We start from the raw sequence: 17,721 nt of genomic DNA, 5'->3' as shown, positions 1-17,721 counted from the left end.
CTCTTAACTTCCCCGATACGTACTATATCCACCAGGTGCTACTAGCAAAGGTACATGGTAGTGTTGCATGGAGCTCTCTATATGAAAGCGAATAGGTATCTGTTCTAGAAAAAAAGGCATCTCACGTTGAGTGTCTGCTGACGCTTTGGCATCCGCTCTACGGTAGTAATCGCCAACCATAAACAGCAGCTCGTAACATCCAGACTCCATTTCGTTTCCCTCCAGCAGCGGAGCATCCAGCCTCCCGTCACTGTTCGTGACTTCTTCACACAGAAGCTTGCTCATCCCATCCGTAAGCTTCCAGAGCTGAAGCGTCAGACCTGTAGCAGGAATCCCCCGCGACAGATCCAACACATGGGTGGTAAGACGCCCGCTCATTACGCTGTCTCTCCGGCCAGATCTGCACGGCTGACAGAAAAGCCCTGAAAACCATAGGGTGGACGAGGTTCGGTGAAGACTCCACCTTTAGTTTCTTCAGGCTCAACAATGGTTTCCCAAGTCCGGTTATTGGACTCAAATGAAACGGTAGCCAGCTGTGGAAAACGGGACAATACGCGCAGCCCAATTTGATAAATCAACGATTGGATTGATGGACTGTTCAGCTCATGAAAAGCGCTATGGGCGATATCGCGAACCTGCTCCGATGCCACATATTGGCCTAGATCTCCATCCAGAGCATGCTGAACATCACTGTAGGTCCAGTTAATATTCAGAAAAATATAAAGCGGACGGTCAAAGCTCTCCGGCAATGTTGTATACTCATCACGGACGAATCCATAAAACGAGCTTCCACTCACTTTTATCAGCTGTAAATCCTTCAATCGGCATTCATGAGCGATAACCTCAGTCCCATTCTCTCCACGTTTTATAGTTAACGAAGCCGAATAAGATTCATTATTGGAGTGACGCAGTACTAAATGACTCTGTTTAAGCCCCTCAACCCCGGGCACCATCACCTGTTCAAAAGGTAACCGGTCTGCGGAAACTGAAACTGCGGTGACATGATCGTATTTATCGAGAAAACGGCTGCTTAGAAGCTGCAGTAGCCCCTCCGTTGTGCTTCCAGTGTAGTCCGCGGTATTGCGCAGGATGAAATTTTTCATAGAATCGGTAGCAACAACCATGGAATTATTCCCCTCTGAAAAAGAAGGAAGAAACGCTTCGCCCGTGACTGCGAATGTAATATTATGTGCGAATATAATGTTGTCGCATCCCGTGAAGGAAGATTCGGGAACGGGGGTAACGGCCAGCGGTTTAGCATAGGTACGATAAGTTAGCACATCACTTTTTCCATAAAACATTGTACGTCCGTTAATTGGTTCCAGCATGGCTGACACCCTCCCCGTTTATGATGAATGAATAATTAAATAATTAAATAATTAAATCACTTAGGCGAAATCTCGTAATTGTACCGACTTCAGAAAAGGCTTGAACCCATTCCTCCTGAGGGGAACGCTCTACTCGCACTCCAATGGCGCTGATAATGTCATCTTTGTTTTTGCCACGAACAGCTAGAATAAAAGGAAAATGAAATTTGTCCGTATACTTTCGATTCAGATCATTTAATAGATTGAACTCTTTCGTTGTTAACCGATCCAGTCCAGCTCCCTGCTGCTCTGAGGCAGACAAAGCCGTAACTTGAAGCCTAGTCGCCAAATCCGGGTGAGCTTTTAATAGTCCCTCCATTCGGCTCCGGTCAGCACTCAGTACGGTCTGCATCATGGTGCTATGCAAATGCTCTAAAGAATGGAACGGAATCTGCTTATAAGCCTCCTCTGCTACCCACGGTGAATGTTCAAAAATGCCGCCTAGATGCTTCACAAAATCCGTTATACTCATGGCATTTATCTCTTCCATCGTAAACCTGCCTTCAGAAACGACCATCCACTCAACCTCCAATAGCTTTGTTAACAGCTCGTAAAATGCCACCGTACCCCGTACAGCGACAAATGTTACCCGATAAAGCTTCTTCCACTTCAGCCTGAGTAGGATGCGGGTTCTCTTCCAGCAGAGCAACCACCGAGATAACCATCCCTGGTGTGCAATAACCGCATTGGAACCCCCCCTCTTCTAAAAAAGCCCGCTGAACGGGATGCAGGCCTACTTCACTAAGACCCTCAATCGTTGTAATTTCCGCACCTGAGCATTGATAGGCCATGACCAGACATGAATTCACTGGACGTCCATCCACCAGCACCATACATGCCCCGCAGCGGCCAATCTCACAAGAACGTTTTGTGCCGGTCAGCTCCAAATCTTCACGAATGACCTTTAAAAGCCGGCGGGAGGGTGGAAGCTCCGTGGATATCGCTTTACCATTGAGATTGCAATTAAAGGTGAACCTTTCTTCTGCAAAAGCTTCCTCAGACGATAAGGGGGCAAGGTTATCTTCATCTAGATTCGCATCTGAATTATGGCTCGACATGGATGTTCACCACCTTTTGTGGAATAAACGGTGTAGACTGCAGCCATTCGGGATCAATGGGAAGCTTGGTTATCCGCTTCCCTACAGCCTGAAATATGGCCGACACGACTGCCGGAGCTAAATTGACGGAACCCACCTCTCCAATGCCGCGAGGACCGTACGTGTCATGATCCGGCAAATCCTCTATCGGCTGCACCTGAATGCTGCCATTCATATCGGCAATGGTCGGCACCAAATAGGTGTCTAAATTTTTGGTGACATAGCTGCCGCCAGACATCACAGCATCCTCTGACAAGGTGAAACCGACCGCCATACTGCTGCCACCTTCGATCTGTCCAAGATAACCTTGCGGATTAGCCACCGGTCCCGCCGCTACCGCATGATATTGATCCAGTACACGAACACGTCCTGTAAGCAGATTAACTTCCACACGGACCGCGATTGCGGAATAGGTGTATAGGAAATGTGCCCCCACTCTTTTAAAGGGTGTGGTTGGATAAGTAAACTTTGTATTACAGACAATGGGTTCTGAAATACGCTGTGCCAAGTCCTTGTAAGTCAGAAGCAGACCGCCGTCTTTTAGCCAAATACCGCCAGGGCCGAGCTTCATTTCATAGTTATCCAGCTCTGGCTTTATCATCGCAGCTGCCTGCAGCACTCGAGCGGTGAAGTCTGGGCGCAGCCGTTTTAAGGCCATCCACATCATGCTGGTTGATCGGGAAGCCGTACTAGATCCGCTATCGGGCACAACATCCGTATCGCCAATAACGATGCTTAGATCCTCTGCCGCCAAGCCAAACTGTTCAATCAGCATTTGTTCCATTGTTGCGATTAACCCCTGACCAAACTCCTCGTAACCAAACACCGCCTCAATCTTGCCCTCTAGCGTCAAAGAGAGCCTGCCACCCGCCGGATCGGGAATACCATAGCCAAGTCCTGCACCATGCATAGCTATAGCAGCACCCGTTCCAGTTACGATCCAAGGTTCCACAACACCTGAATCACTGTCTGTAGATGCGGCCTCAGTCATAAGAGGCGAACCCGCCAGCGCTTCCCACACCTGAAAGGCACCATCGGTCTGAGCAATTTCCTGACCCAGCGGCCCCAGATCTCCATATTTACGCAAATTGCGGCGGCGCATTTCCCACGGATCGATCTGCAATCGCTCAGCCAACCGATCGATTTGTCCCTCCAAAGCGAAAATCGCCTGATTGCCGCCAAAACCGCGAAATTCACCAGATACACCGTTATTGGTATATACAGCAAAACCCTTCACATCCACATGATCGATGATATAGGGGCCCATCACATGTTCTGTCGCAAAGTTGAGCACCTCCGCCCCCAGTGTTGCATAAGCTCCCGTATCCGAAATAATTCTGACCTGATGTGCCCTGATGATTCCTTCGGGGTCGCAGCCAGTTTTCATGGTGATTTTCATGGGATGGCGTTTTAGTCCTGCACGTACCGATTCAGCTCTCGAATTATGCAGTCTTACCGGACGGAGTGTCCGCAAGGCGAGCAGCGCTCCATACGGTTGTACATTCAGCTCGTCTTTTCCTCCAAAGGACCCGCCGATAGGACTCGAGATGACGCGAATATCTTCTTGAGGAATAGCCAGAATTCTGGATAGCTGCAGGCGATCCATCAACCCATGTTGTGTAGCTGAATATACGGTAAGCCGTCCGTTATCCTCTGGGATAAACAGTCCACCTTCAGTCTCCATATAAGTGTGCATTTGGCGTGGTGTATAATAAGTCTCCTCTACCACATGACAGCAATCCGTAAATACCGCTTCCGGCTCCCCTTTCCGATATTCCGTATGATGAAGCACGTTTCCCTCGGCATGCAGCAGAATTGCGTCCTTTTTCATCGCCTCTTCCGGGTTCTCGAGTAAGGGTAGAAGCTCATAATCCACTTCGATAAGAGATAAGGCGTATTCCGCAATTTCGTCCGTCTCTGCCGCGACTGCCGCAATCGCATCGCCAGTGTAACGCACACGGTCACTGCAAAATACCGGTTGATGCGGCAAAGCTATGCCAAAGCCGTTAAGTCCGGGCACATCCTCATAAGTAATTACAGCGTGTACACCAGGGACTTCAACGGCCTTCTCAATGCGTATGGACAAAATACGAGCATGTGCCTGCTCACTGCGGAGCACGCGGCCGATCAACATTCCTTCTGCCCTCATGTCGGTCAAATACTGCAGCTTACCGGATACCTTGCCCTCTCCATCGGGTCGTGTACGCCAGCGGCTACCGCTGGATTCCTTATTCAGCAGCATTTTCCCTCTCTCCTTTCGTCGGGTTATTCACCTCTTAACTCCGTATATTCATAGCCTTCCACAGCTCAGATACAACCAAATTCCCAGCAGTCTTTTTCTTGTAAAGTTCTGTTGCAAAGGGATCACTATACGTCTCAAAGCTGTTCTCAACCTCTTCATATAAAGAAGCCAACAGCTCCTCTGTATACCTCACACCTTCAAGCATAACTTCAGCTCTACTTAGTCGCTGCGGCCGCCCAGAGCCCCCACCTGCGGCGATACGCACCTCACGGAAACGGAGTTCCTCATCGATTGATGCTGAGATTGCTACCGTTACAAGTGAAGGGGTGAACACTTCCCTGCGGCCAACCTTACGAAAAATTTCTAGCCTATCCGTTAACGGACTCTCTAAGCGAGTAGGTGAGATGCGAATCTCAGCCACAAGATCTGCCGCAGGTTTTATCCCGCTCCAGTGATTGTTTAGCCACTCTATCAAAGGTAGTGCCGTCATAAATTTGCCGTCAAAGGAGATTAACTCCGCGTCATAGACCAGTAACGCAGGTAGAATATCTCCGAAGCCAGAAGCGATATTGCCCCCGAGCGTGGCAAGATTACGCACCGACGGAGCCGCTATGCAACGTGCAGCCTCTTGCAGCGCAGGAGCCACGGCCTGCAAATGCTCATTACTGCGGCACTGGGAGAGTGGAACAAGAGCGCCCAGAGATAAGTGAAATTCCGTTAAGGTAATGTCGCCGAGATTTGTGATTTGCCGAAGATCAATCAGCTGTTTGGGCATATGATCCGTTCCATTTTCCCACCCTGTTCTCAGCAATGTTCCTCCTGCGACATATCGGGAACTGTCTCCAAACGCCGTTTTTCTCTCCCAAGCTTCGTGCAGGCTGTGGGGTTGAATTACTTCAGGTAGTCTTCCATCCTCTTCCCGTATAACTCCCATACACTCCGCCTCCCTTTTTGAGTACCAGATTGCCGCTTCCCTTCTCGTATAGCCTGCCTTAAAACCTTTGTTCCCGAATATAAGGAACTCCGAGCGCCTCCGGTGTACCGGATGGTTTGTTGCGATTGCGGTACCCCAGGTACATCAGGACCAGAATGGTCACAAGGTACGGAATCATTTTGAGAAAATAGGGCGGAACTGCACTGCCCAGCAATTGAATGCGGAAGCCAAGTGAATCCAATGCCCCAAAAAAGTAAGCGCAGAACAAGGCGCGCAGCGGATTCCATCTGGCAAAAATCACTAGCCCTACCGCAATCCAGCCTCGACCGGCTGTCAGCCCTTCATTCCAGGTTGGCGCATAGGCCAATACCATATCCGCTCCGGCCAGACCGATGAGAGCAGCACCGGTGATCACATAGCTGTAGCGGATAAGCTGCACACGGATCCCCATCACATCTGCGGTAGCCGGACTGTCTCCGACTGCCCGCAAATGCAGGCCCCATGAAGTGCGGTGAATTAGCAGATGCAGAGCAAGCACTAGCAGCAGGCTGAACCAGGTTAGGTAGTCCATGTTGCCGAATATTTTTCCGATGAACGGTACATTTTCCAGCCAAGCCAGATGCAGCTTAGGGGAGGTTCCCGGCAAAGGAATGCCGCTGATCGGTTTACCAAGATAAGCGCTCAACCCACTGCCGAACAAGGTCATCGCAAGACCGGACATCGTTTGATTCGCCCGCAAGGTCACACAGAGAAAAGAATGCAGCAAACCAAGCACAGCCGTTACAGCTACGGTAGCCAGCAGAGCCAGCAACAGGTTTCCGGAGCGAATATACACGATACAAGTGGTGACCGCCCCCATCAGCATCAGACCTTCAGCCCCAAGCTGTATAATGCCGGCTCGTTCATTTAGAATGCCTCCCAGCGTAGCCAGCAGCAGCGGGGTCCCTGCGGAAATAGCGGCAATAAGTAGCTGTGTTGTAAAATCCATCGTCTATCTCCCCCCTTTCAGCTGAACCCGGCTACGACGAATGCGGAAACGATAGATCATATCGCCAGCAATCAAGAAAAACAGGATGGAGCCCTGCAGCATTTCTGATATCGATGAGGGCAGCCCGATGGTTTGAACACTATATCCGCCAACAATTAAGCCACCGAATAAAATAGAAGTAACGATTAGACCGAGTGGATTCAATTTGGCCAACCAAGCCACAATAATGGCGGTGTATCCATAACCCGGTGAAATGCCCTGCATCAGCTTGTGTGTAACACCGGAGACCTCCGCCATGCCAGCGATCCCGGCGAGCCCCCCACTGATCAGCATGACGATAATAATATGGCGCTTGATAGGAATCCCCGCGTATCTGGCTGCAACAGGATTGGCCCCGATCAGCCGGAGCTCGTAACCCCACTTGGTAAAACGAATCATTAAGTAATAAATCACAACGGCGATAAGTCCAAATAACAATCCAATATGCAATCTTGTACTTCCGAGAACAGGCAGCGACTGAGCCGCAGTAAACATAGGTGATCCCGGGAAATTAAAACCTTTAGGATCTTTCCAAGGTCCGAATACCACGTAATCGAGCGCCAATAGGGCAACATAATTCAGCATTAATGAAGTGATTAGCTCATTCACTCCAAAATGCGTCCGCGGAATAGCAGTCAATAGTCCCCAAAGCGCACCCGCGGCAATCCCGAACAGCAGCATTAAGCTCAGGGACCAGAATGAAGGTAAGTCAGGAAAATAAATCGTGACCGCTGTGGCCGCCATAGCCCCAACGGTTAACTGGCCTTCTGCTCCAATATTCCATACCGAAATGCGGTAAGCCACAGCAATCCCAAGCCCACATAGGAGTAGCGGGATCGCTTTAACCATCGTTTCCGTGAGCCCATACGCAGTGCCAAATGCGCCACGGAACATTTTTTCATAGACCAGCACCGGATTCATACCATTCGCCGCAATAAATAGGGCACACAACAATAGCGCTAAAATTATAGATACAATAGGTGTCCACCAAGGAGAACGGATGCGGCTGGCATCGTATTCGAAACGTAGAGAGAATCGTTTTCCGGAGTGGGAGGGGAGGGGTTCCAGTACAGCTGCTGCGGTATTTCTTCCATTCTCCGGGCTCATACGGCGCTCTCCTCTCTATTATGAATACCAGCCATTAGTAGTCCGATGCTCTCTCGATTCGCTTCCTCATGTGTACTCTCACCAATAATTGAGCCGTTATAGATCACTAGAATCCGGTCGGACAACTGAAGCAATTCATCTAAATCCTCCGAAATTAACAACACGCCACTACCTGAACCACGCAGCTCCATAAGAAGGTCGTGAACACCAGCCGTGGCACCTACATCCAGCCCTTGTGTCGGATGAACGGCGACCATTAGCTTAGGCCGATGACTGATTTCACGTGCAAATAGCAGCTTCTGCTGATTACCACCTGACAACTGTTGTACTGGCGTCTCCAGCTCAGGTGTCTTGACGTTAAAGCGCTGGACCAGCTCCTGTGACCACAAACGGTTCTTCGCGGACTTCAAGAAACCAAATTTGGAGTGCTCCTCTGAGCGGTAAGACTTAAACAAAAGATTATCCACCGATCCGAGGCGTCCAGCTAAACCGCTCTTCATCCGGTTCTCCGGCACGTGGGAGATTCCTGAATCAATTGCCCCTCTAACCGAAGCCGATTTCACCGTCTTTCCATCAAACGTGATTTCACCACTTTTCCAGCCTCTAAGACCTGTTAACACTTCAGCCAGTTCCTTTTGTCCATTGCCAGCTACCCCAGCTACGCCTACAATCTCCCCTTTACATACGTTCAGAGAGAAGTGATCCAGTGCTTTTCGCCCGTGATCGGCATATACGTCCACATCTTTCACTTCTAATAAAGAATCCCCTTCAGTGGCTTCCCGTTCTTGACGGGTGATGGTTACTTCCTTGCCCACCATCAGACGAGCCAGCTCCAGTTCATCTGTATCTGCCGTGGTCAGTGTGGCGATCATTTTCCCTTTGCGCATGACGGAAATCCGATCGGAGGACGCCATAACCTCTTTCATTTTATGAGTAGTCATAATGACCGTTTTTCCTGCCTGCTTCATGACCCGCAGCGTTTCAAATAGCTGTTCCACCTCTCCCGGGGTCAATACAGAGGTTGGTTCATCCAGAATAATAATGTCAGCCCCGCGATACAGCGTCTTAACGATTTCAACACGCTGCTGCTCACCCACGGACAACTGCCAGATCGGGCGATCCACCGGGAAATTCAGTCCAAACCGTTCCGCTAATGCCTCGATCTCCTCGCGTTTGTTCTTCATCCACTTACGGCCGCGCCAGAAAGACGACTTTTCGCCAAGCACGATATTTTCTGCTGCTGTGAGGCTTTGCACCAGCCTAAAGTTCTGAAACACCATACCTACACCCAGCTGCGCAGCATCTTTAGGAGAACGGATCTGAGCACCTTTCCCATGAATGAAGATTTCTCCTTCATCTGCTCTGTACACCCCTGACAGCATGCTCATCACCGTGCTCTTTCCGGCCCCATTCTCCCCAAGCAACGCATGAATCTCACCCGCATTTGCCGAAAAGTCGACTTGATCACTGGCGGTTACCGAGCCGAATTTTTTCACAATCCCCCGCATTTCAACTGAAGTTCCCCGCATGGCCTGAACCCCTCCTTCCTTCAAGTTGTAGTACGGGTGGGGAAGTTTCCGCTTAACGGAACCCGCCCCACCCATAGATTGTGCACATCTTATTCCCTATTTTTAAACATTATTGCGGGATAGTTCCTTCCACACCTTTTACGAGCCAGTTCATGCCCAGCACTTCCTCCAAGGTCAGCTTCTGACCCTCCTGAACCTTCACATTCCCTTGATTATCTGAGATCGGACCTGTGAAAACCTCAAGCTCACCACTGATAATTTTGGCTTTGGCGTCTTTGACAAGCTTTTTCACATCATCTGGGATCTTGTTCCCGAAAGGAGCCAGCTCCACCATACCGTCAGCCATATCACCGGAATATTGCTCGCTCTTCCAGGTTCCATCCATAACTGCCTGCACAGCTTTTACGTAATACGGCCCCCAATTCCATACCGGATTCGTCAAATAATTGTCCGGAGCGTATTTACTCATATCCGAGTCATTTCCCCCGGCAAAAGCCCCTCGTTCAGCAGCAGCCTGCAGGGTTGCAGGTGAATCCTGATAGGCCAAAAGCACATCCGCACCCTTATCCAGCAAGCTGATTGCCGCTTGACGTTCAGTCGTCGGGTCATACCATGTATTCGTCCATACCACATTCACCTTTACATCAGGATTGACACTTTGTGCTCCAAGGGTAAAAGCATTCAAATTATAAATCACTTCGCTGATCGGAAAAGCCCCTACATAACCCAACTGATTATTTTTGGTCATTTTCCCTGCCGCTATGCCGCTCAGATAGCTGGCCTGATAGTTCTTTCCGAAGTAGGTCCCCATGTTCTCTGCGGTTTTGTAACCCGAAGCATGCAGGAACTTCACGTTGGGAAATTTGCCCGCTACATTTAATGTAAAATCCATATATCCGAAGCTCGTTGTAAACACGATGTCGTGTGATTGCGCAAGCTCTGTGATGATTCGTTCGGCGTCAGCACTTTCAGGGACATTTTCTACAAAGTCAGCTTTAATCCCCAGCTCCTTCTCCATATACAGCCGTCCTTGATCATGTTGGTACGTGTAGCCGCCATCCCCTGGAGGTCCGATATAAACAAAAGCAACCGTCGGTTTCTTTGCAGCCGGTTCTGTTGTTGCAGTTGCCTCTGTTGCCGCTGTAGTTGTCGCTGGTGCCTCCGTTGCATTTGTAGAAGTATTATTATTGCTGCCACACCCCACCAAAGCCACCGTCATTAGAACCATTAATGCAAGACAAGATGTTATGAACTGACCCCTTTTTTTCATAATTCTCCTCCTCCAAATCATCTCTCATCATGGCTGCAACCATTAATGTACTTCTACTATACTTAGAGGTGGCCTTGGCGTAAATTTATATAACATACGTTTGTATTTGAATATAAGAATCAGAACTTTTTTTGTGTGCAATGCACTAATTGGTTTTCGGAAGGTGAGTTACGTGTCATATTATATGACCAAATGTGGAAAAGGAACACTGTTTCAGATTACTTTTCAGACTATTCTTTACTTCACTTTCCATTTCTCAGAATCCATTGCTCCTGAATCTCACCAAAATCTTCTTTTGTATCTGCGTCCATGAAATAATGGGCAGACTCAGATTCCAGAACAATCCCCTTATAATCAGGTGAACGCAATATCCCCGCCGCTCCTCGATCTCCATCTAATCCCTGTAGTGCTGGAAACAACGTCTTCGAGAACAAAGCCGGGGGCATAGCCGACCCATTGCTGACGCTAGCGACATAGTCCATCTCCGGAGATTGTTCAAACGTTTGTATTAGACGATTCACTAATGCTGTAGTAATAAATGGCTGATCCGCAAGCGCCACAACTACTGCATCGGGCTGTAAAGGTAATACCGCATTAAGACCGCAGCGCAGTGAAAAAGACAATCCCAGATGTGCGGTTAAGCAAGTTTCGGTACGTCTGGAGCCTTGCGGCTCAATCGCGGGTGGCAGCCATTCCAAGTTGTCATCCGCACGCACTACCACGATTAGCGGTTCTAGATTGCAACGATCCAATTCACTAAGCGCGACGCTCCCGAGTGAGACCTCCTGCGACAATTTCAGTGAAACCTTGGACACGCCCATCCGCCTGCTCTGCCCCGCTGCCAAATATATTCCTGCTACCTTCAATACTATCCGCTCCTTTGGGCAGCTCTCGTGAGCCCACCCTTCTAATTTGAATAATTTCTGCTATAATACTGACCGCAATCTCCTCCGGACCTTCTCCTCCAATCGGCAACCCTACAGGTGCATGCAAAGATGCAGGAGCCTCAAACCCTTCCAGTAAAAGAGATATTCGCGCCTTCGAACCGATAATCCCTATATATAGAGGAGCAAGCGGAATCACACTCTCCAGGAACTGTCTATCCCGCCCAAGTTGATGACTGCAAATCAATACATAATCCTCTCGAGCTACGCCCAATCGCTGAACAACCTCCATAGGGGAACAAATTACTTGTTCAGCTCGAGGAAACTTATTGTGCAAGCTTCCTTCGCGCCAATCCGCAACCGCAACCCGAAAGCCAACTCTGCCAGCAAGTTCCGCAATAGGAACCACATCACGTCCCCCGCCAAAAATCACAAGCCGCGGTTTAGGTACGAAAGACGTATGGAATGCTGTCAATTCTGCTGGAGCGGCCATAAAGCGACCTGTCGCCAGGTTTTCTTTTTCCGAGTGGGATAATTTCAGATGTTTCTTGCTCTGCGGCAGTACAAGGTCTGGATCCAGCTCCAGCTTATAGGCAAAACCGTTCTCCACTGCTTCGCGGAACAGAATTAGCTTCTCTCCCCTAGCCAATCTGTCACTCGCCTGCACTAAAAGCTTGTAGAGCTGACCCTGCACGGGTTCAAGCACTACTTTGATTTTGCCTCCACAGCCGACAACCTCACCCCAGGACAGATCATCCGGAGACAGCATGTTGTATTCCACAATTTCGGGCAGCCCTCGTTCCCAGATTTCAGAAGTCCGCAGCTGCAGATCGTTTTCCAGACAACCTGGACTCAGGCTCCCAATCGTACCTCCTTCAAAAAACAACATCACCGCTCCGGCTTTACGATACGAGTGTCCCTCCACCTCTATCAGCGTTGCCAGCACCGCAGGCCCCTGATGGGTTTGAATATGCATGGCGATCTCATGTGTATTCACGAGGTTCCCCTCCTCCGTGTTTGCATTTCAACCCAGAACTTAGACCTTAGAACTTAGACCTTAGACTTTAAACCTTAGACCTTAGAACTCAGACCTTATTCCCGTCCGAGCATCCTCCGAAACATGAATACTAACTTCAACCTCATGAGATCATTTATTTTTTTAAAATCGACGTCCAGCAGCTCACTAAGCTTCTCGATCCGGTAGGTAGCCGTGTTTCGATGAATAAACAGTTTCTTAGCCGTTTCATTAACATGACCATCGTTCTCTAGATAAACTTCCAGCGTCCGCAGCATTTCCCTGACATACTCCGGTTCTCGGCTAAGTAACCCTCTAAGACTTCCATTACAATATTTCTCCATAACCTCTGCCGGGATTTGCCCGAGCAGCAGGTTAAGCTCAAGCTGCCGGTAATGCACAACACTCCCTTTTACTCCCCCGCCCTGAAGCATTCCCATACAATCCTTTACCTCGGCAAAAGCCTCCTTCAGCCCCTCCGGCTTCGCTTTACAACTGCTTATCGCAGCTCGCGGATAATATCCCTTATCAAACTTCATGTTGTCAAAACAAAGCTGGATTAGATCCCGAAATTGTTCAGGACGCTGACGATCTCCCGGATATATAGACAAAAGTCCTTGATCTATGATCACATGAATTCCCTTTACTTCCCGCAGCCCGGGATGTTCAAGATATTCTTCTTTTAGCCTGAGCAGCTCCCCTTGGCGTTCTTCCCCAGTCGCAGCTGTATCGGTCAATAAGAGACAAAATGGTGATTGAAGCAGCTCAATCTCCAAATCGAGAGCAGCCTGCGCCAATTCTGTGTAAGATAAATTACCACTCAAACAACGTCTCAGCAATCCGCTAAACTCCCTGTGTTCTGCCTGTTCAAAATAATCTTCGTATCCTGAATGAATATGATATGAAATAAGTTCAGCTCCCTGAACAAACAAACTTTCTTCCATTGGGAGCAATAAAGGGTCGATGGCACAAAACAATAGATATCCGGAACACTTCTCTCCTTGCAAAAGTGGCGTACGGTAGCTCACATGATCTCCCACACGAAAGCGCTGATTCCGTTTCTGCCATGGCCACCCCTCCAGCAGCTGTGAAGGATGGTATTCAGAGTTGTTGTAGATCACATCCCCCCGTGCGCTAACCACCACAAGTGAATGGCCAATCACTTCAGACACCGAGTCAAACAACGGACGGCTGCGGACAGATCTTAAGGCGAATTGCATCAGCTTTTTCTGCTTCTCCATAATGCTCTGCAGAACGTGAGTGCTGCGGCTAAGCTCGGCGCGAAACAGACCATTCATCTGATCCGAAAAAGTAAACTCGAACGGCAGCTGGATTAGAGGGAAGTTAAGACTCTCCGCTTCTGCGACCAGTTGCTCTGGTACTTCATCCCAAAACCGCCCCAGCTTAATGCCCAAGGCCGAAGATCCCCGGCGATTTAAAGTCTGCAGCAAGGCAGAGGCTTCCTCCATATTGTCCTTCATCAAGTAGGCTGTCGTTAGCAGCATCTCGCCTTCTTTGATCCAATCCGAGATATCGGGGGCATCCATCACATTAATTGACTTCACAATTCGATGTTTCCCTTTAGACCCAGCGATAAGCTTCGCCTCGGACAAAGGATAAATGGACAACGCTTCTTCAACCGTAAGATGCATGCCACCCCTCCTTATTAGGATCAATAGAACCATTTCTGATTTATAATGTTATTTTATGTAACATTATAATTAAAATGAACCGTGTTGAATAGAGGAAAGTTAAAATTTCATGATTGTATGTAAATAAACTTAACACAAAATGAACATGGATGATGAATTATGAATTATGAATGATGAATGATGAATGATGAATGATGAATTATGAATTATTGAACTTTAGCTCATATCGTTCATGTGAACTGTATAAGGGGATTGGAAAATAGTAGGTGGAGTTGAGGGAGGGCTTTCGAGCAAAAACAAGTTTTTACGGGTTCAACATGGGAGTTGATGGGAGGGTATTCTCGGGCCATTCGCATTGGCCATCGGATCGAAGTCGCAGGCACACCAGCGCTGCAAGACGGGGAATTGAGCGGTGTAGGAGAACCGTACGAGTAGAGATAATACCACCCCACTGTAGCTGTGGCGGAGGTACAAGCGCTTATAGATCTACTGCTGCTGGTAGAAGTGGAGGGCTTTTTTGCCCTTCTTTTTGGCTGTTTGGCCGAAATCGCCGAGATGAAGGGCACTGTTGCCCTTCTTTCCAGCTATCCAGCCGAAATTGCTGAGGTGAAGGGCACTTTTGCCCTTTTTTTGGCTACATAGGCGTCTTCGCCACATTCTGCGGGATTTATACCGTTCTTTTTAGCTTCTTTAGCCATTCCCCTAGATTCTGCGGGATTTATACTGTACTTTTTAGTTACTTGAGCCATTACCCCGACTTCTACGGGATTTATCCCGATCTTTTTAGTTACTTGTGCCACTTCCCAGACTTCTGCGGGATTTATACCGTTCTTTTTAGTTACTTGTGCCACTTCCCCGACTTCTACGGGATTTATACCGTTCTTTTTAGTTACTTATGCCACTTTCCTAGATTCTACGGGATTTATACCGTTCTATTTAGCTACTTGAGCCACTCTCCTAGATTCTACGGGATTTATACCGTTCTTTTTAGTTACTTGTGCCACTTCCCCGACTTCTACGGGATTTATACCGTTCTATTTAGCTACTTGAGCCACTCTCCTAGATTCTACGGGATTTATACCGTTCTTTTTAGTTACTTGTGCCACTTCCCCGACTTCTACGGGATTTATACCGTTCTTTTTAGTTACTTGAGCCATTTCCCCGACTTCTGCGGGATTTATCCCGTTCTTTTTAGTTACTTGAGCCATTTCCCCGACTTCTACGGGATTTATCCCGTTCTTTTTAGTTACTTGTGCCACTTCCCCGACTTCTACGGGATTTATACCGTTCTTTTCAGTTACTTAAGCCACTTTCCTAGATTCTACGGGATTTATACCGTTCTTTTTTAGTTACTTATGCCACTTACCTGGATTCTACGGGATTTATACCGTTCTTTTTAGCTACTTGAGCCACTCTCCTAGATTCTACGGGATTTATACTGTACTTTTTAGTTACTTGAGCCATTTCCCCGACTTCTACGGGATTTATACCGTTCTTTTCTCTCCAGCGACGTATTCACTTAAATCTACTGGTCTTATACCACATAATCGAGCGCTGAATTTATCTTTTTCACTCTACTCCCCCACTATTAAGCCAACTCCAACTACCTTAGTATTAAAAGCAACTCCACTAGGCTCCCCGGTGTCAATAAAACTAAGAGCAGGAGGGAATCACATGTGTATTCCGTTAATTTGTGAACGAATAAGTGAGTGTGGCGTTAGAGTGTAATCCTAAAGTGTATTCCAAGAGTGTACTCAAAGAGTGTACTCAAAGAGTGTATTTCTAGAGTGTATTCCAAGAGGTAATGGAGGAGTACCGGTTAATAGTAACTAGAAAAGTATCATCAAGCTATGTTGTTCAGTAGCTACGATCTGTTTAGTATCACTTTTTCAAGACCACTGCACCCAGCATCTCAGGACTGCTGCCACACTTCATTCACCCAAGAGAGTAACCGGAGATCCTGACCATGTCCGGCAATAACGGATAATCCCAGTGGCAATCCACTTGTGGAGAGCATAGGTATTGTTACCTGAGGCAAACCCGCCAACCCTGCTATGCAACTCAACATCATCGCACCGCTACGATTCTCCTCCAATTGGCGCAAATCCCCTCCACGCAGCGGCGCTGGTCCCGGAACTGTCGGAATCACAAGACAATTGTCCTCACCTAGCAGCAAGCGCATCTGATTAGAAATCTCTTTTTGCTTACATTTCGCAACACTATGATCCACTTCCGCCAAACTAGCAGCCCACGAGAATCGCGCTGCAATATCAGGTCCAAAGACTGGTTTCTCGTTCTCAATCCAAGCGCCATGAGTTTCCCAAATTTCATTCCCCTGCAATTCTCTAAAAACATCCATCCAGACCTTTAACCCCTCCAAAGCAATCTCTATCTCCATGAGATGATCTGCCCCGGATCGCAAACACCTTAATCCCTCCGATAAAATAGCTGCATTCTCCAGATTAACCAAAGCCCAGCAGTCAGTAGCAACAAATAAAGTACCCATTGTGTTTTTGTCTTCAATATTCTTTTTTACCTTGTTCTCCGGGCCGATCTCTAAAATTTTATCCGTACTCTTCTCAGCACTCTTCTCAGCACTCTTCTCAATACGTTTCTCCAAAATCGTTTCTAAACTTTCCTTCTGGCTCTTTTCTAAATTATTTTTATCAGTCTTCACCATGTCTCCCTCTAAGTTGTTCTCTAAATTTTCCAATACATTCTTCTCTATGCTCTTCCCTACAGTTTCCTCTATACTACTTTCTATTTTCTTCGCCGTCTTCACAGATGTACTCCCAGCCACAAGCAACACTTCCCCTACCTGCTGGAGCACATCCAAACGATCTGACATCCAGCCAATGGTATCAAAAGCCGGAGATAATGGAATAACACCTTGGAAATCCACAGCTCCATGCGTTGGTCGAAAGCCATATACTCCGCAATAGGAGGAAGGTACTCGAATTGAGCCACCAGTGTCCGTACCGAGCGCAAAATCAACACTACCAGAAGCTACCGCTACTGCCGAACCACTTGAAGATCCGCCCGGGATACGACCTACAGCACGCGGATTAATCGGCGTTCCAAAATGATGGTTCTCGCCGCCCAGACTATACATCAGCTCATCCGTATGGGCAGCACCACGAAGTGTAGCACCCGACAACAGTAAACGATGTACAGCCACCGCATGCTCCGTGGACGGATGGTGGCTATGCAGCCAATCAGGATTACCTGCAGAAGAGCTGTGTCCAGCTACAGCGAATACATCTTTTACTGCAAAGGTCAGTCCATCCAATATCCCGCTACCTAAACTCTCAACCGTAAGCTCAGGATCTATAAACGCACCATGCCGATTATCCAAAACCATAATTACTCCTCCTCCCTTCACCATTACTATCACAATCCCTCTAGTAGCCTTTCAGATCCCACACAATCCCGCCTACGATTCCTCCAGCAGTCTTTCGAATTCTTTACCTTTTTTCCTACGATTGCTCCAGCAGTCCCTTCGCTCCCTGATCTTTCCACCTAGGCCCCCCTCCACTCCTTTCGACCCCTCATCTTTCTTCTACGACTCCTTCATAGCCCGTTAGCCTCTTAATCCTC

General features: G+C 48.2%; 16 protein-coding genes. All 16 read right to left on the bottom strand.

Features of this window, described 5'->3' with window-relative positions:
- Window positions 1–3 precede the first annotated feature (3 nt).
- Window positions 4–378 carry a hydroxyisourate hydrolase gene (gene uraH, locus MHB37_RS06630; RefSeq protein ID WP_076125436.1) on the bottom strand — a complete coding sequence of 125 codons (375 nt, stop codon included), beginning with the start codon at window positions 376–378 and terminating at the stop codon, window positions 4–6.
- Window positions 378–1,328, bottom strand: coding sequence for a factor-independent urate hydroxylase (pucL, locus tag MHB37_RS06625; protein ID WP_076305467.1), 951 nt, complete (start codon window positions 1,326–1,328; stop codon window positions 378–380). Before pucL ends, uraH begins: the two co-directional genes overlap by 1 nt.
- Before the next feature lie 43 nt (window positions 1,329–1,371).
- Window positions 1,372–1,884 carry a 2-oxo-4-hydroxy-4-carboxy-5-ureidoimidazoline decarboxylase gene (gene uraD, locus MHB37_RS06620; protein WP_076125440.1) on the bottom strand — a complete coding sequence of 171 codons (513 nt, stop codon included), beginning with the start codon at window positions 1,882–1,884 and terminating at the stop codon, window positions 1,372–1,374.
- Window positions 1,885–1,888: 4 nt separating this feature from the next.
- Window positions 1,889–2,425, bottom strand: a complete 537-nt coding sequence (locus MHB37_RS06615) for a (2Fe-2S)-binding protein (protein ID WP_081391982.1) — start codon at window positions 2,423–2,425, stop codon at window positions 1,889–1,891.
- Window positions 2,412–4,706, bottom strand: coding sequence for a xanthine dehydrogenase subunit D (gene pucD / locus MHB37_RS06610; protein ID WP_076302168.1), 2,295 nt, complete (start codon window positions 4,704–4,706; stop codon window positions 2,412–2,414). The genes MHB37_RS06615 and pucD overlap by 14 nt, the downstream gene beginning before the upstream one ends.
- Window positions 4,707–4,740: 34 nt before the next feature.
- On the bottom strand, window positions 4,741–5,640 hold the full coding sequence (locus MHB37_RS06605) for a xanthine dehydrogenase family protein subunit M (protein WP_076125444.1): 900 nt from the start codon (window positions 5,638–5,640) through the stop codon (window positions 4,741–4,743).
- A 58-nt stretch (window positions 5,641–5,698) separates the two neighbouring features.
- Window positions 5,699–6,628 carry an ABC transporter permease gene (locus MHB37_RS06600; RefSeq protein WP_042185778.1) on the bottom strand — a complete coding sequence of 310 codons (930 nt, stop codon included), beginning with the start codon at window positions 6,626–6,628 and terminating at the stop codon, window positions 5,699–5,701.
- Between the two features lie 3 nt (window positions 6,629–6,631).
- On the bottom strand, window positions 6,632–7,774 hold the full coding sequence (locus MHB37_RS06595) for an ABC transporter permease (protein WP_076276663.1): 1,143 nt from the start codon (window positions 7,772–7,774) through the stop codon (window positions 6,632–6,634).
- Window positions 7,771–9,303: an ABC transporter ATP-binding protein gene (locus MHB37_RS06590; RefSeq protein ID WP_076185401.1), complete on the bottom strand. Its 1,533-nt coding sequence runs from the start codon at window positions 9,301–9,303 to the stop codon at window positions 7,771–7,773. The genes MHB37_RS06595 and MHB37_RS06590 overlap by 4 nt, the downstream gene beginning before the upstream one ends.
- A 109-nt stretch (window positions 9,304–9,412) precedes the next feature.
- Window positions 9,413–10,573 carry a BMP family ABC transporter substrate-binding protein gene (locus tag MHB37_RS06585; protein ID WP_405169063.1) on the bottom strand — a complete coding sequence of 387 codons (1,161 nt, stop codon included), beginning with the start codon at window positions 10,571–10,573 and terminating at the stop codon, window positions 9,413–9,415.
- A gap of 242 nt (window positions 10,574–10,815) precedes the next feature.
- Window positions 10,816–11,388, bottom strand: a complete 573-nt coding sequence (locus MHB37_RS06580; RefSeq protein WP_175617362.1) for an NTP transferase domain-containing protein — start codon at window positions 11,386–11,388, stop codon at window positions 10,816–10,818.
- Window positions 11,330–12,454 carry an XdhC family protein gene (locus tag MHB37_RS06575; RefSeq protein ID WP_405169062.1) on the bottom strand — a complete coding sequence of 375 codons (1,125 nt, stop codon included), beginning with the start codon at window positions 12,452–12,454 and terminating at the stop codon, window positions 11,330–11,332. The genes MHB37_RS06580 and MHB37_RS06575 overlap by 59 nt, the downstream gene beginning before the upstream one ends.
- A gap of 95 nt (window positions 12,455–12,549) precedes the next feature.
- Entirely contained in the window at window positions 12,550–14,124 is a 1,575-nt protein-coding gene (locus MHB37_RS06570; RefSeq protein ID WP_405169061.1) for a PucR family transcriptional regulator, read from the bottom strand.
- Between the two features lie 584 nt (window positions 14,125–14,708).
- Window positions 14,709–14,975, bottom strand: a complete 267-nt coding sequence (locus tag MHB37_RS06565) for a hypothetical protein (protein WP_405169060.1) — start codon at window positions 14,973–14,975, stop codon at window positions 14,709–14,711.
- Between the two features lie 183 nt (window positions 14,976–15,158).
- The gene (locus MHB37_RS06560; RefSeq protein ID WP_405169059.1) at window positions 15,159–15,383 is read right to left on the bottom strand and encodes a hypothetical protein; all 225 of its coding nucleotides are present in this window, start codon (window positions 15,381–15,383) and stop codon (window positions 15,159–15,161) included.
- Window positions 15,384–16,036: 653 nt separating this feature from the next.
- Window positions 16,037–17,485, bottom strand: coding sequence for an amidase family protein (locus MHB37_RS06555; protein WP_405169058.1), 1,449 nt, complete (start codon window positions 17,483–17,485; stop codon window positions 16,037–16,039).
- Window positions 17,486–17,721: the final 236 nt, after the last annotated feature.

The sequence above is a fragment of the Paenibacillus sp. FSL H3-0286 genome (genome assembly GCF_045040705.1).
GTDB lineage: Bacteria > Bacillota > Bacilli > Paenibacillales > Paenibacillaceae > Paenibacillus_AQ > Paenibacillus_AQ odorifer.
Note: the sequence above shows the minus strand (reverse complement) of the source record. Positions and strands in the feature narration are given on the sequence as shown.